Below are 13,860 nucleotides of genomic sequence, written 5' to 3'. Positions count from 1 at the left end.
TGGTGAGTGACCGGCGTGCAGAGCGGGCGGCACGATGAGCGGGACAGGGCGCGGACGTGTGATCGCGGCGCTGGTCGGTGTGGGACTGCTGGTGCTGGTCGCGGTCACCGCGGGTGTGGTGGCGATCGCGGTGCGCAACGCACCCCACCACGATCCGGAGATCACCGCGTACGCGCACGGCACCGCCGTCACCGTCGCCCCGTACCAGTACTGCGATCTGCGCCTGGTCGGCGAGGACCGGCTGGAGATGTCGGACTGCAGGCAGAACCCGGTCGTCGATCTGGAGACCCCACCCGGCTATCCGCTGCAACTGTCCCTGCCCCCGGCGATCGCCGACGCGCCGTGGCAGGGCCTGCTCGTCTACGCGTTGCCCGGCGACAACCAGATCCTCACCAGGGAGATCTACCACTCCGACTACGAGCCGGGCACGGTGGCGCTGACCATCGACTCCCGGCCCACACCGGACCTGCGCCTGATCGGCGTCGAGATCCAGCTCCCGGTCCCCGCGATCGACGAGACCGGCCGGGAGACGACCGTGCCGCACGCCTCCTGGTCCATCCGGACGGGCACGCTCGGCGGCGACGTCGAGCAGTGAGGCAGGCGCCCGCTCGGCCGTGACCGTCTGCCTGCGGCCGTGATCGCTTACGAACGAGGCCCCGCCGGTCGGCGGGGCCTCGTTCGTAAGCAGGTCGCGGCGATCAGGGTCTCAGTGATCGAGCTCGCGGGCGACCGCGCGGACGACATCGGAGATGGTGCGGGCGGTCTTGCGATCGGGATAGCGCCCCTTGCGCAGGTCCGGCTGCACCTTGGTCTCGAGCAGCGTGATCATGTCCTCGACCAGGCCGTGCAGCTCGTCGGGCGCGCGCCGCGGACCCGCGGGCTCCTTGCGACCGCGCTCGGAGCCCTGGCTCTGGCGCAGGGACGGCGGGGCGTCGATGAGCTTGAGGCTCAGCGCCTGCGGGCCGCGGCGGCCGGCCGCCATGCCGAATTCGACGCGCTGCCCCGGCTTGAGCCCTTCGACCCCTTCGGGCAGCGCCGAGGAGCGGACGTAGACGTCCTCCCCCTCGTCCTGGGACAGGAAGCCGAAGCCCTTTTCGACGTCGTACCACTTCACCCGGCCGGTCGGCACTGCGCTCACCCGTTCATCGTTTCGACACCCGGACCCCGCTGGTCCGAGCACAAGAACGCGCCCCACATATGGTGCAGGACGCGATTACCCCCGAGTCTACCCCGGTGACGATACGCCGAGCACATCAGTTTTACGGTGCAGCGGTGACCAACTCCCCCCGCTCCGGCTCGCCCCGCTCCGGCAACTGGCTGCTGAAACTGGCGCTCACGCTGTTCACCGCGGGCCTGCTGGCGATCATCGCCATCTTCGTCTTCTCGATCGTCTCCGACAGCGACCCGGCACTGTGGCTGTACCTGACCGCCATGCTCGCGCCGGTCGGCTTCCTGCTCGCACTGGCCTTCGCGCTGTGGTCGGGCAGGCGGTCGCGCTGACGCGCGAGACCGGTTACCCCGGTCGGCATCCGTTACGAACCATAGTGTGATCCTCATCACATAACGGTGAGATCACGGCCGGGTCTCGGCGACGCAGCCGCGCGCGTACCCGGCTTCTAGCTGCGCGTACGCCTGCACGTGCAGTCGAGACCGCCACGAGACCGGTGCGCACACACCGGTTACCAAATAGTGATTTTTCTCCGGAACCGTCGTACGGTCTATCCCAGCCGGGCATTCCCGGCACCACCGGCCCGCCGCACCGAACCTCGCCCCGCGGGTACCGGACACCCGACGGCCTCAGGGGTGAGGGCGGGACGGACGACCTCTCAGTCCGAACCCGAGCGAATCCTCGCAGGTGCGTACGAGAGGAAGACACCCGATATGAGTGGACGCCATCGCAAGCCGACCTCCACCGGGCGCACTGTTGCCAAGGTCGCCGTCACCGGCGCGATCTTCGGTACCGCTGGTGCCGCCCTCGCCGGAAACGCCAGCGCGGCTCCCGACTCCGACTGGGATCGCCTCGCGCAGTGCGAGGCCGGCGGCAACTGGGGCATCAATACCGGCAACGGTTACCAAGGCGGCCTGCAGTTCTCGCCCAGCACCTGGAAGGCGCACGGCGGCGGCGAGTTCGCTGCCACCGCGAACCAAGCCTCCCGCGAAGAGCAGATCGTGGTCGCCGAGAAGGTGCTCGCCTCGCAGGGCTGGGGCGCCTGGCCCTCCTGCTCCGCCAAGCTCGGCCTGAGCAGCGCGCCGACCCTGCGCGAAGCCCCGACCGCCCCCGAATCGTTCGGCTGGAACCCCTCGCAGCCGGCTCCGCAGGCCCAGGCCGATCCCAACCAGGACCTGTTCCAGGCCGTCGATCGCGCGATCGCGACCGTCCAGCAGCAGGGCGTACAGATCCCGCAGCCCGCGCTCGACTTCTTCAACGCCGCCAAGTCCAGCAATGTGCAGCTGGATCCGCACGTGGTCAACTTCTTCGAGGCGAACCAGGGCCTGCTGCCCTCCTGAGTTCCCCGGAACGGCTACAACGAACAAGGCCCCCGCCTCATCGAGGCGGGGGCCTTGTCGTACTCTGCGGCGTGTCCCGGATCAGCGGTTGACCACCGTGTGCGGGTGCCGGTACGGCAGGCTCTCGGCGGGCAGCGGGAATTCGGTGTCCTCCCCGTAGGGCGAGAGATTGCCGGCCCGGTTCGCAGCGAGTTCGGTGACCGCATGGTCTCCGTGCGCCACTTCGGGCCATCCATTGTCCACATAGGGCTTCTTCGATTTGTTCACCACACGGTCATTCTGGCACGAACCGATTCCGGCGTGCCTCCGGTGCGGCACCGGAGGCGTCGTAGGGTGGTCAGGATGAGCACGACCGATTCCCTGGCGGGGTGGCTGGCCGCCCGCAGCGATGCCCAGTTGGTCGCGCTGTTGCAGGCCCGCCCGGATCTGGCCGTGCCGCTGCCCTCGTCGATGACGGTGCTGGCGGCGCGAGCCGAGCAGCGGGCCTCGGTGCTGCGAGCCACCGAGGATCTGGACACCCTGGAATTCGCGATCATCGACCTGCTGGCCACCCGCGCTCGCGCCGACGCCGAGCCGCTGACCCGGAAAGCCCTGCACGCGTTGTGGAAGGGCCGCGCGACCAAGACCGCGATGGACACCGCGCTGGAGCGGCTGACCGGACGGGCGCTGGTCTGGCTCGACGCCGATACCCTTCGCCTGGTCCCGGCGGCCGCCGAGGCGTTGCCCTGGCCGCAGGGCGCGGCGGTGGAGCTCTCCGACGCGCTCACCGAACCCGAGATCGAGGCCGCGCTGGCCGAACTCGGCGGGCCCGAGCGCGCGCTGCTGGACAAACTGGCCACCACGGGCCCGCGCGGCCGCACCAGGGACGCCGCCCCGGACGCGCCGGCCGACCGGCCGGTCCCCCGGCTGATCGCCCGGCGCCTGCTCGACCGGATCGACGAGGAGACCGTGGAGTTGCCGGTGACCGTCGCGCAGATGCTGCGCCGGGAACCGGTGACCGCCCCGAACGTGTTGACCCCGCCGCGCACCGCGCCGACCAAGCACGCGCCGTCCGAGGTCGCCGCCGTCGCCGCCGGCGAAGTCGGTGAGCTGCTGCGCCATTGCGCCGATATCCTCGCGGCGCTGAGCCGGTCGCCCGCCCCGGCGCTGCGGGCGGGCGGGCTCGGAGTGCGGGAGCTGCGCCGCATCGCCAAGCAGACCGGTATCGATGAGAACCGGGCCGCGCTGCTGACCGAGGTGCTCGCCGCCGCCAAGCTCATCGAGAAGGGTTTGCCCGAGCCCGAGCCCGATTCCGATTCGGTGGACGACTACTGGGCGCCCACCCCGGCCTCGGACGCCTGGCTGGACGGTCCGCCCGCGCGTCGCTGGACGGTGCTGGCGATGGTCTGGCTGGACCTGGACCGGATGCCGTGGATGATCGGGATGCGCGACAGCACCGACAAGCCGCTGGCCGCGCTCTCGGCCGAGTTGCGCGCCCCGCACGCCCCGCGCGACCGCCGCGCGATCCTCGGCCTGCTCGCCGAGCAACCCTCCGGCACCGCACTGGATCCGGCCGACCTGGGGCGGGTGCTGGCCTGGCGGCAACCGCGGCGGCGCAGGCACTTCCGCCGCGAGGCGGTGGAGCACACGCTCGCCGAGGCTTCGGCGCTCGGCCTGCTCGGGCGCGGCGCGGTGGCCCCGGCCGCCAGGGCGCTGCTGCACGAGGCGGTCACCTCGGCCGCCGACGCCGAGGCCGAGATGGACGCCGCGCTGCCCGCGCCGGTGGATCACGTGCTGGTACAGGCGGACCTGACGGTGATCGCGCCCGGACCGCTGGTCGGGGAACTGGCCCAGCGGATGGCCCTGGTCGCCGACATCGAGTCGGCCGGCGCGGCCACGGTGTACCGGATCGGGGAGGGCTCGGTGCGCCGCGCGCTCGACGCCGGCCTGACCGCCGCCGAGCTGCACAGCCTGTTCGCCACCCGCTCGCGCACCCCGGTGCCGCAGGCACTGACCTACCTCATCGACGACGTGGCGCGCAGGCACGGGCAACTCAGGGCGGGCATGGCGCAGTCGTTCGTGCGCAGTGACGATCCGGCACTGCTGGCCCAGGTGCTGGCCGCGCCGGTGGCCGGTCTGCTCGCGCTGCGGGCGGTCGCGCCGACGGTGGCCATCTCCCAGGCGCCGCTGGGCGAGGTGCTCGAGCAATTGCGCGCGGCGGGTTTCGCGCCGGCCGGAGAGGATTCCTCCGGCGGCATCGTGGACCTGCGCCCGCGCGGGGCGCGCATCCCGACCCGGCCCAACGCCAGGCAGGCCTACCGGCCCATGCCGCCGAACAGCGAGCAACTCGCCCTGCTGGTCGCCGAGCTGCGAGCGGGCGAGCGGGCGGCCGGGGCGCGCTCGGGACAGGCGGTGCGCTCGGACGGCACCAGGACGACAACGGCCGCGACACTCGCGCTGCTGCAACTGGCGGCGCGAGCGCGGCGGCCGGTGAACATCGGCTACGTGGATGCCCAGGGTATGGCCTTGCAGCGGGTCGTCGAGCCGCTGAAGATCGGCAACGGCCAGCTCGACGCGCTCGACCCGGTGACCGGCGCGGTGCGGCACTTCACCCTGCATCGCATCGCCTCCGTGGCGCTGCTGGAGTGAGCGAACCGGCCCCCGCTCGACGAGCGGAGGCCGGATGCACGCCGAGCCCCGGTATGCGGCGCTCGAGGGGGGTACCGAGGGCTCTAGGGAGCGCTCAGGCAGAACAGCGTCTTGGGATCGGAGACGACGATGAACTCTTTGCCGCTGTCGCAGAGCAGTTCGTCGGTCTCGCCGTCGATGCGTTGCACGACCTTGAAGGTCGCGTCGGCGGAGGAGCAGTCCACCCACTTGTAGGGGGAGGTGCCGACGTCGTTGTAGCAGGCGTCCTGCGCGAAGTTCGGCGCCAGGCACAGGAACGTGGTGCCGCCGGTCGGCAACTGCTCGGTGTAGCTGGTGTACTCGTTGGAGGCGCACTCGGCCTGCTCGTCGGAACTCGAGTACACCTTGTAGACCGCCTGCGGCGCGGAGCAGTCGGCGGGTTCGCCTTCGGTGGCGGTCGGCGAATTGTCGGTGATGTTGATGCAGTCGCCGACCTTGGTCTTGGCCACATCGGACTTCGTCGCGTCGTCGATGGCCGAACAGCCACTCATCACGACCGCGAGCGCAGCCGCCGCAAGGAGGGCGAGCACAATGCGCGCCAGCAGCCTCGGTCCCCGGAACTTCACGTGAAAACCTCTCTCACCGAATGTCGTTCACGGTGATTTTCGTGAACGACGAGGAGAATACCCGCGCGTGCGCCGGAGACGTCAGCGCCGACCCGGCCTCAGCCGTTGAGACCCTGCAGACCCAGCAGAGACAGGCCGATGATGCGCGGAAGAAGCTGGCCGATGAGGAGGTAACCGGAAAGTTCCACTGGGAAAAGCCTTTCAGAGATCGCCCACGAGGTGGACGTTTGTCCAATTCATGGACAGTGTCGCGCGCCGGGGCCGGGTCGTTACGCTTGGGAAGTATGCCGCTGGAAGAGGTCGCCGTCGACTTGTACGGCCGGGTACCGGCCGATTTCGTCGCGGCCCGCAACGAGCATGCCGCCGCCGCGAATCGCGCCGGCGACAAGGAACTCGCCGCCGCCATCGGCGCCCTGCGCAAACCCACCCTCACCGCCTGGGCGGTGAATCTGCTGGCCAGGCAAGCGCCCGAGGAGGTATCGGCGCTGCTCTCGCTCGGCGATGCGCTGCGCCGGGCCCAGCGCGAACTGTCCGGCGACCAGTTGCGCACGCTGACCACGCAACGTCGGCAGGTCGTCTCCGCGCTCGCCCGCCGAGCCGGTGAACTCGCCGCCGACCAGGGAAAACGATTGTCGGAGAATGCGCTCCGCGAGGTGATCGGGACCCTCAATGCCGCGCTGGCCGACTCCGAGATCGGCGAGCGGGTGCGCACCGGGACACTCGCCACCGCCGAGACCTACTCGGGCTTCGGCCCCGCGGGCCCCGACCTGGTCGCGGTGGACGGCACGGACGACCGCCCCGCGCCCCGCGCGCACGACGCCGACAGGCGCCCCGCCGAGCAGCACGACACCGCGCGGACACGCCCGGATACGAAAACAGAACCCGAGAAGAAGCCGCGCGCGAAAAAGGCCGGGACCACCGCACGGACCGACCGGCAGACCCGCGCCCGGCGCGAACTCGACCGCGCCCGCGGGGAACTCGACGACCTGCTGGAAGCGCTCGAATCCGATCGCGAGGCACTGGAATCCGCCCACGCCCGGGCCGAGCGCGCAGATCAGGCCCTGCTGCACGGTGAGGCCGAGATCGAACGGCTGCGCGCGGAACTGGACCACGCCGAGCAGCAACGCCGGTTCGCCCGCACCGCGCAACGCTCCGCCCAGGACGAGCTGGATTCGGCGCAGCGGCGGACCGAACTGGCCGAGCGCCGGGTACAGCGGGCACGCGATCGGGTGCGGAAGCTGTCCGACGCGGCGGACTCCGCCCGCGACTGACCGCGTTCGGCTATCCCCGCGGGCGCAGATCCGCGGGGTAGAGATATTCCGTCGGCGGCGGGGTGGTCCCGTCGAGCCAGGCGGAGAAGAATCCGGTCAGATCCGTTCCTGTCTTCGATTGCACGAACGCGCGGAGGTCGGCCATGGTGGCGTTCCCGTACGCGTGGCGAGCCTGGAATTCCGGCAGCGCGGCGAAGAACACGTCGTCGCCGATCAGCCTGCGCAGGGCGTGCAGGAACAGTGGTCCACGGGAGTAGACCGACTTGAATTCCCGTCCAGCGCCGGGATTCTGCAGCGGGATTTCCCAGAATTCCGGCGAGCTGCTGTGATCGGCGAGAGTCGCGCGGTAGTGCGCGTCCACATCGAGCCCCTCGACGCGTTCCGGCCAGAGGTAGTCCGCGGTGTAGCTGGCGAAGCATTCGTGCAGGCAGATGTCGGACCAGTTCCGGATCGTCACCGAATCGCCCCACCACTGGTGGGCGATCTCGTGCACGACCGTGTTCAGGTCGGTCCACGGCGCGTACAGCGGGCGGGTCTGGGTCTCCAGCGAGAACGGCAGCACGGTGTCGAGGTGGATGCCGCCCGCGGTGTCGAAGGGATACGGACCGTAGAGCTGCTCGATGACGTCGAGGATCTGCGGCAGCCTGCGTTCGAGGGCGATCTTGTCCTCGGCCGCGGGGGCGAAGGCGCTCAGCAGCGGGGTGCCGTCGGCGCGGCGCTGGTCGAGGAAGGTGAACCGGTCGACGGCGACGGTGGTGAGGTAGCCGATCACCGGCTGCCGCGACTCCCAGGTGACGGTGCGCGAGGCACCCGTCACCGCGTCGCCGGTGCGCCTGCCGATGGAGACGACCTGCCACTCGGCGGGGACGGTGGCGCGCAGTGTGAAAGTCGCCTTGTCCAGCGGAGTGTCGTTGAGCGGGTACCAGCTGGTGGCCGAATGTGGCTCACCGGCGACGAAAGCGCCGCCGCTGGGAGAGAACGTCCAGCCCTCCCCTGAGTTCTCGATCACCTCGCCGCTGTAGGCGACCTCCACGATGACCGGCAGGCCCGGCAACAGGGGCAGCAAGGGGGTGACGGTGAGCTCGTGTTCGCCATTGCGGTCGAAGGCGGCCGGGAGCCGGTTGACCGTCACGCCGGTGACCGGCGGGCCGCTGTAGTCGAGGTTGAACGCGCGCAGCGGCTGAGTGGTCACCGCGTCGATGCGGGCGGTGCCGTCCAGCCGCCGGCTCGGCGGATCGTAGGCGATGGTGATGTCGTAGTGGCGCACGTCGTAGCCACCGTTACCGTCGAGCGGGTAGTAGGGGTCGCCGAGCCCCGGCGCGCCGACGAACGGATCCGGTTGCGCCGCTGCCTCGCTCGTGCCCGCGAGCAGCACGCCGACCACCACCGCGCCGAGAATCGCCGATCGCACCGCTGCCACCCCTTTTCCGCGCCGCCGCCCGGCCGGAGAGCCGGGTCCACCGTGCACGCTAGCGCTTCGGGACCACCCGGCCGCCCGACGCGCCGCCGCGCTCCGCCGGACGGCACCGAACCCGCGTGAATGCGCCGCGGCCCGGCGCCGGACTATCGAGCGAGTACCCGCGCTCCGCGTCCGCCGGATCAACCGCCCAGGTCGGGCAGTTGCCGGTGGTCGAGCAGCAGGCGTTTGGCGGTGGTTCGCCGCACTTTCTCGGCGAGCGCGAGATTGTCGGCGAGCAGTCGCCACTCCGCTTCGGTGATGGCCGCGCGGGCCCGCTCGATGACCGCCGCGTCGGTGGTGCCCCAGGCGATCGGCATGGCGTCCACCGACTGCCAGCGCTCCCCCACCGGCCGCGGCGCCGTGTCGATACGCACCGCCACCGCGGGCACCCGCTCGCCGGGACGCTTCTCGTGACCGGGCAGATCGCGGACCCGGCGGGTCACCAGCGCGTAGCGAGGACCGGGCGACTCCGGACCTGCCACATCGACCAGGGCCAGCAGCACCAGGGCGCGGGGCCGGATGTGGGCGACGACCGCGGGCACCAGTTCGCCGGTGGCGTAGAGGTGTTCGATGCTCGACCGGCGCGGCGCGCGCAGCGCCACCCACAGGGCGATGATCGTGCCGAGTGCCGAGGCCACCGCGAGCAGATAGGACCACGGATGGTCCAGGCGGACGAGCAGGGTGGTCACCAGTGCCGAGGCGATCGCGGCGGCGATCGCGAGCAGGCGACGGCGACGCATGTCGGCGAGCACCTCGTTCACCGCGTGTGCATGCCCCCGGTCCACCGCGAATTCGAAGCTTCGCACGTATTCTTCCTAGCACACGTTGTGGAGGTTTTGCCTCCACTTATCCGGCCGCGTCTGTTGCCCGACCGGCGCGCTCACCCGATCGCCGGACCGAGCAGATCGTCGGCGTCGGTGATGCGGTACGCGTAACCCTGCTCGGCGAGGAAGCGCTGCCGGTGCGCGGCGTAGTCGGCGTCGAGGGTGTCGCGGGAGACCACCGAATAGAAGTGCGCCTGGCCGCCGTCGTGTTTGGGACGCAGCAGCCGGCCGAGGCGCTGGGCCTCCTCCTGCCGCGAGCCGAAGGTGCCCGACACCTGCACCGCCACCGAGGCCTCGGGCAGGTCGATGGAGAAGTTGGCGACCTTGCTCACCACCAGCACCGGGATCTCGCCGCGCCGGAAGGCGTCGAAGAGCGCCTCGCGTTCCTTGGTCTTGGTCGAGCCCTGGATCACCGGCGCATCCAGCGCCGCGCCCAGTTCCTCGAGCTGGTCGAGGTAGGCGCCGATCACCAGTTTCTGGGAATCGGGATGCCTGTCGAGGATGGACTCGACCACCGCGACCTTGGTGTGCGCGGTCGAGCACAGCTTGTAGCGTTCCTCCGGCTCGGCGGTGGCGTAGGCCATCCGCTCGGCGTCGGTGAGCGTGACGCGCACCTCGATGCACTCGGCGGGCGCGATCCAGCCCTGCGCCTCGATGTCCTTCCACGGCGCGTCGTAGCGCTTGGGGCCGATGAGGGAGAACACATCGCCCTCGCGGCCGTCCTCGCGCACCAGCGTCGCGGTCAGGCCCAGCCTGCGCCGGGACTGCAGATCGGCGGTCATCCGGAAGACCGGCGCGGGCAGCAGGTGCACCTCGTCGTAGATCACCAGGCCCCAGTCGCGGCTGTCGAACAGCTCCAGGTGCTTGTACTCGCCCTTGGTGCGCCGGGTGATCACCTGATAGGTGGCGATGGTGACCGGGCGGATCTCCTTGCGCTCGCCGGAGTACTCGCCGATCTCGTCCTCGGTGAGCGAGGTGCGCGCCAGCAGTTCGCGCCGCCATTGCCTGCCCGCGACGGTGTTGGTCACCAGGATCAGGGTGGTCGCCTTGGCCTTGGCCATCGCGGCCGCGCCGACCATCGTCTTGCCCGCGCCGCAGGGCAGCACCACCACGCCGGAACCACCCGCCCAGAACGAATCGGCGGCCAGTTCCTGGTAATCGCGCAGCTGCCAGTGCCCGCCCTCGTAGTCGAGGTCGATCGCGTGCGCCTCGCCGTCGACATAACCGGCCAGGTCGTCGGCGGGCCAGCCGATCTTGAGCAGCATCTGCTTGATCCGGCCACGTTCGGAGGGGTGCACGATCACCGTGTCGTCGTCGATGCGCGCGCCCAGCATCGGGGCGATCTTCTTGTGCCGCAACACTTCCTCGAGCACCGCGCGGTCCAGGCTCACCAGGGTGAGCCCGTGCGCGGGATGCTTGACCAGCTGCAGGCGGCCGTAGCGGGCCATGGTGTCGACGATGTCGACCAGCAGCGGCTGGGGCACCGCGTAGCGCGAGAAGCTGACCAGTGCGTCGACGACCTGCTCGGCGTCGTGCCCGGCCGCGCGCGCGTTCCACAGCGCCAGCGGGGTCACCCGGTAGGTGTGCACGTGCTCCGGGGCGCGTTCGAGTTCGGCGAACGGCGCGATGGCCTGCCGGGCGGCGTCGGCCAGTTCGTGGTCGACCTCCAGCAGCAGGGTCTTGTCACTTTGCACGATCAGCGGACCGTCGGTCACAGTCTCTCCTCGTCTCGGCGCACCGGCACGGGTCTGCCCGCACAGCTCGGCGCTGCCCTGTCCCTGGTAGGGGGTTGTGCCCATTGTCCCCGACCCCGCCGACACTCCCCACGGCGCGTTCTCGCCGGTACAGCGTCCGGGGCGGCGGTTTTGTTCCGGACGGGTCCGCTCGGGAGGCCATGCCAGCCGGTGCCGAGTGGACCGAGACACGACAGGCGGGGCAGGTGAGGATCATGAGCATGATCGAGACGGCGGCGGTTCTCGGTGTCGCGGCGGCGGCGGCGCTGGCGATGGTGCTCACCCCGGGACCGAACATGATGTATCTGGTCTCCCGCACGGTCGCGCAGGGCAGACGGGCCGGACTGGTGTCCCTCGGCGGGGTGGCGGCCGGTTTCGCGGTGTACCTGGCGGCGGCGACAGCGGGCATCACGGCGGTGTTCGCGGTGGTGCCCGGCCTGTATCTGGCGGTGAAGCTGGCGGGCGCGGCCTACCTGCTGTGGCTGGCCTGGAACGCGCTGCGTCCCGGCGGGGTCTCGGTGTTCGCCCCGGCCGATCTCCCCACCGACCCGCCGCGCAGGCTGTTCACGATGGGGCTGGTCACCAATCTGCTCAATCCGAAGATCGCCGTCATGTACATGGCGCTGATCCCGCAGTTCGTCCGCCCCGGGCACAGCCCCGTCTGGTTGCAGAGCCTGGCCCTGGGCGCGGTGCAGATCACCGTGGCCCTGGCCGTCAACGCATCGATCGTGCTCGCCGCGGGCGGCCTGGTCGGCTTCCTGACCCGCCGCCCGCTCTGGTTGCGCACCCAGCGCTACGTCATGGGCACCATGCTGGCCGGCGTCGCCGTCTTCCTGGTCGCCGATCGCACCCGGCCTGCCCCCGCCTGACCATCCGGCGCCCGCAGCAGCGCGGCCCCGGGGACGTCGTAGCCCCCGGGGCCGACCGGCGCTGCGGCCGGGACCCGGTCAGGCCGGAGCGCTCACCGCATAGCTGAGCACGGCGAACTGACCCATGGTGGACGAGGAGGTCAGGCGCAGGCGGTCGGAGAGGATGCGGCGGGGCAGCAGGGGCGCGCCGGAGCCGAGGGTGACCGGGGCGATGGACACGATCACCTCGTCGAGCAGGCCGGCGTCGGCGAACTGGCCGGCCAGGTCGCCCCCGCCCACCACCCAGATGTGGCCCTCGCCCGCGACCTCCGCCATCTCCCGGTGCACGGCGGCGACGTCGCCGGAGACGAAACGCAGGTTGGCGCCGGGAATGGCGGGCAGGTCGCGGTGGGTGAAGATCCAGCAGGGCATATCGCCGTAGGTCTTCGTCCAGGTCTCCGGGGGTTCGTTGGCCAGCAGCCACTCGTAGGTGGTCGCGCCCATGCACATGGCGCTCAGGTCGGCGATGAACGCGGCGATCTCCTCGCCGCTGCGGCCGTCGTCGTCCACGGCGAAGAGCCAGGTCAGCGAGTTGTCCTCGTCGGCGAGGAAGCCGTCGAGACTGGAGGCGGTGTAGTACTTCGTCGTCATGCGACGATCGTCGCAGGCAGACCCGTCAGGGAGTGTCAGGTTTGCCTGCGACTTCGGTCAGGACCGGCTCGCTCCCTTGCGCAGTCGCCGGACGCCCTCGTCGAGGGTCTCGTCGCGCTTGCAGAAGGTGAAGCGCACCAGGCTCTGCCACGGCTCCTTGTTGTCGGCGAACACGCTCACCGGCACGGCCGCGACCCCGAGCGAGGCGGGCAGCGCGCGACAGAAGGCCAGACCGTCGGTCTCGCCGAGCGCAGTGATGTCCGCGCAGACGAAATAGCCGCCGTCGCTCGCCTTCACCTCGAAGCCGCTCGCTGCCAGCGCGGCGGAGAGACGGGTGCGCCTGTCCGACAACGAATCCCGCAGCCGGGCGACCCAGTCCATCTCCTCGGTCAGCGCGTGCGCGACGGCGGGCTGGAACGGGCCGCCGCCGACGAAGGTCAGGAACTGCTTGGCCGCGAGCACCGCGTCGAGCAGGTAGGCCGGGGCGCACACCCAGCCGATCTTCCAGCCGGTCACACTGAAGGTCTTGGCGGCGCTGGAGATCACCACGGTGCGCTCGGCCATACCGGGCAGGGTCGAGATGCTGATGTGTTCGGCCCCGTCGTAGACCAGATGCTCGTACACCTCGTCGGTGGCCACGAGAAGGTCGTGCTCGCAGGCGATCTCGGCGATGGCGGCGAGATCGTCGCGGGACAGGACGGCGCCGGTGGGATTGTGCGGTGAGTTCAGCATGATCAGCCGGGTGGCCGGGGTGACGGCGGCGCGCAGGCTGTCCAGGTCGAGGACGAACCGGTCGCCGTCGGCGACGAGCCGGGCGGTGCGGCGCCGCGCACCCGCCAGGGCGACGGCCGCGGAGTAGGAGTCGTAGTAGGGCTCGATGAGCACGACCTCCTGGCCCGGCTCGACCAGGCCGAGCAGGGTCGCGCTGATGGCCTCGGTGGCGCCGACGGTCACCAGGATCTCGGTGCCGGGATCGTATTCGGTGCCGTACCGGCGCAACCGGTCCGCGGCGATCGCATTGCGCAGCACCGGCATTCCGCGCCCCGGCGGATACTGGTTCAGCCCGTCGGCGATGGCCCGGCGGGCGACCTCCAACATCCCCGCTGGTCCGTCGGAATCGGGAAAGCCCTGCCCGAGATTCACCGCGTCGTGCGTGACGGCGAGTTCGGTCATTTCGGCGAAGATCGTGGCGCCGAACGGGCGCAGTCGTTCGACAGTGGCGGGACGTGCTGGCATATGTCGCAGAGTAGCCGAGCGGTCGCCAAAGTTGCGAACAGATAGCGAAAGGCTATATTTCACATTCATTTTCGCCCTTCTACCTGCATGGTTGTGT

General features: G+C 70.6%; 14 protein-coding genes. 6 read left to right on the top strand and 8 right to left on the bottom strand.

Annotation, left to right across the window (positions count from 1 at the left end):
* Positions 1–34: 34 nt before the first annotated feature.
* Positions 35–595 carry a DUF2771 domain-containing protein gene (locus ON26_RS02970; protein WP_040794398.1) on the top strand — a complete coding sequence of 187 codons (561 nt, stop codon included), beginning with the start codon at positions 35–37 and terminating at the stop codon, positions 593–595.
* A 111-nt stretch (positions 596–706) separates the two neighbouring features.
* Here the strand turns inward: ON26_RS02970 and ON26_RS02965 are convergent, their stop codons facing one another.
* Positions 707–1,129, bottom strand: coding sequence for a cold-shock protein (locus ON26_RS02965; protein ID WP_174375358.1), 423 nt, complete (start codon positions 1,127–1,129; stop codon positions 707–709).
* A 143-nt stretch (positions 1,130–1,272) separates the two neighbouring features.
* On the opposite strand from ON26_RS02965, the gene ON26_RS02960 reads away from it, so the two are divergent.
* Positions 1,273–1,500, top strand: coding sequence for a hypothetical protein (locus tag ON26_RS02960; RefSeq protein WP_040794396.1), 228 nt, complete (start codon positions 1,273–1,275; stop codon positions 1,498–1,500).
* Between the two features lie 381 nt (positions 1,501–1,881).
* Positions 1,882–2,508 carry a resuscitation-promoting factor Rpf1 domain-containing protein gene (locus tag ON26_RS02955; protein WP_040794395.1) on the top strand — a complete coding sequence of 209 codons (627 nt, stop codon included), beginning with the start codon at positions 1,882–1,884 and terminating at the stop codon, positions 2,506–2,508.
* An 81-nt stretch (positions 2,509–2,589) separates the two neighbouring features.
* Here the strand turns inward: ON26_RS02955 and ON26_RS02950 are convergent, their stop codons facing one another.
* Positions 2,590–2,778 (bottom strand): hypothetical protein, encoded by a 189-nt coding sequence (locus ON26_RS02950; RefSeq protein WP_040794394.1) that lies wholly within the window; start codon positions 2,776–2,778, stop codon positions 2,590–2,592.
* Positions 2,779–2,850: 72 nt separating this feature from the next.
* Here ON26_RS02950 and ON26_RS02945 point away from each other — a divergent pair, with 72 nt between their 5' ends.
* On the top strand, positions 2,851–5,136 hold the full coding sequence (locus tag ON26_RS02945) for a helicase-associated domain-containing protein (protein ID WP_040794393.1): 2,286 nt from the start codon (positions 2,851–2,853) through the stop codon (positions 5,134–5,136).
* An 83-nt stretch (positions 5,137–5,219) separates the two neighbouring features.
* On the opposite strand, the gene ON26_RS02940 is transcribed toward ON26_RS02945, so the two are convergent.
* Complete coding sequence (locus ON26_RS02940; RefSeq protein ID WP_040794392.1) at positions 5,220–5,741, bottom strand: LppU/SCO3897 family protein; 522 nt, start codon at positions 5,739–5,741, stop codon at positions 5,220–5,222.
* A gap of 284 nt (positions 5,742–6,025) precedes the next feature.
* Between ON26_RS02940 and ON26_RS02935 the strand changes: the two genes are divergently transcribed.
* On the top strand, positions 6,026–7,012 hold the full coding sequence (locus ON26_RS02935) for a hypothetical protein (protein ID WP_040794391.1): 987 nt from the start codon (positions 6,026–6,028) through the stop codon (positions 7,010–7,012).
* A 10-nt stretch (positions 7,013–7,022) separates the two neighbouring features.
* Here ON26_RS02935 and ON26_RS02930 read toward each other — a convergent pair whose 3' ends face one another.
* From ON26_RS02930 to ON26_RS02920, 3 genes are all read right to left on the bottom strand, one after another.
* Positions 7,023–8,423, bottom strand: a complete 1,401-nt coding sequence (locus ON26_RS02930) for a M1 family metallopeptidase (RefSeq protein ID WP_040794411.1) — start codon at positions 8,421–8,423, stop codon at positions 7,023–7,025.
* A gap of 188 nt (positions 8,424–8,611) precedes the next feature.
* Positions 8,612–9,277, bottom strand: coding sequence for a DUF3239 domain-containing protein (locus ON26_RS02925; RefSeq protein WP_051026584.1), 666 nt, complete (start codon positions 9,275–9,277; stop codon positions 8,612–8,614).
* A gap of 74 nt (positions 9,278–9,351) precedes the next feature.
* Positions 9,352–11,010 carry a DNA repair helicase XPB gene (locus tag ON26_RS02920; protein ID WP_040794389.1) on the bottom strand — a complete coding sequence of 553 codons (1,659 nt, stop codon included), beginning with the start codon at positions 11,008–11,010 and terminating at the stop codon, positions 9,352–9,354.
* A 239-nt stretch (positions 11,011–11,249) separates the two neighbouring features.
* Between ON26_RS02920 and ON26_RS02915 the strand changes: the two genes are divergently transcribed.
* Positions 11,250–11,897 (top strand): LysE family translocator, encoded by a 648-nt coding sequence (locus ON26_RS02915; protein ID WP_040794410.1) that lies wholly within the window; start codon positions 11,250–11,252, stop codon positions 11,895–11,897.
* A 78-nt stretch (positions 11,898–11,975) separates the two neighbouring features.
* Here ON26_RS02915 and ON26_RS02910 read toward each other — a convergent pair whose 3' ends face one another.
* Both ON26_RS02910 and ON26_RS02905 read right to left on the bottom strand, forming a co-directional pair.
* Positions 11,976–12,527 (bottom strand): dihydrofolate reductase family protein, encoded by a 552-nt coding sequence (locus ON26_RS02910; protein WP_040794388.1) that lies wholly within the window; start codon positions 12,525–12,527, stop codon positions 11,976–11,978.
* 57 nt (positions 12,528–12,584) lie between these two features.
* Positions 12,585–13,763 carry a pyridoxal phosphate-dependent aminotransferase gene (locus ON26_RS02905; protein ID WP_040794387.1) on the bottom strand — a complete coding sequence of 393 codons (1,179 nt, stop codon included), beginning with the start codon at positions 13,761–13,763 and terminating at the stop codon, positions 12,585–12,587.
* Positions 13,764–13,860 lie beyond the last annotated feature (97 nt).

The sequence above is a fragment of the Nocardia higoensis NBRC 100133 genome, from assembly GCF_000308595.1.
In the GTDB taxonomy this organism is placed as follows: Bacteria; Actinomycetota; Actinomycetes; order Mycobacteriales; family Mycobacteriaceae; genus Nocardia; species Nocardia higoensis.
Note: the sequence above shows the minus strand (reverse complement) of the source record. Positions and strands in the feature narration are given on the sequence as shown.

What these genes read in the sequence shown, in the direction of transcription:
- ON26_RS02970 (WP_040794398.1), top strand. Translation starts at nt 35, where the DNA reads ATGAGCGGGACAGGGCGCGGACGTGTGATCGCGGCGCTGGTCGGTGTG.
- ON26_RS02955 (WP_040794395.1), top strand. Translation starts at nt 1,882, where the DNA reads ATGAGTGGACGCCATCGCAAGCCGACCTCCACCGGGCGCACTGTTGCC.
- ON26_RS02945 (WP_040794393.1), top strand. Translation starts at nt 2,851, where the DNA reads ATGAGCACGACCGATTCCCTGGCGGGGTGGCTGGCCGCCCGCAGCGAT.
- ON26_RS02935 (WP_040794391.1), top strand. Translation starts at nt 6,026, where the DNA reads ATGCCGCTGGAAGAGGTCGCCGTCGACTTGTACGGCCGGGTACCGGCC.
- ON26_RS02915 (WP_040794410.1), top strand. Translation starts at nt 11,250, where the DNA reads ATGATCGAGACGGCGGCGGTTCTCGGTGTCGCGGCGGCGGCGGCGCTG.
- ON26_RS02910 (WP_040794388.1), bottom strand. Translation starts at nt 12,527, where the DNA reads ATGACGACGAAGTACTACACCGCCTCCAGTCTCGACGGCTTCCTCGCC.
- ON26_RS02905 (WP_040794387.1), bottom strand. Translation starts at nt 13,763, where the DNA reads ATGCCAGCACGTCCCGCCACTGTCGAACGACTGCGCCCGTTCGGCGCC.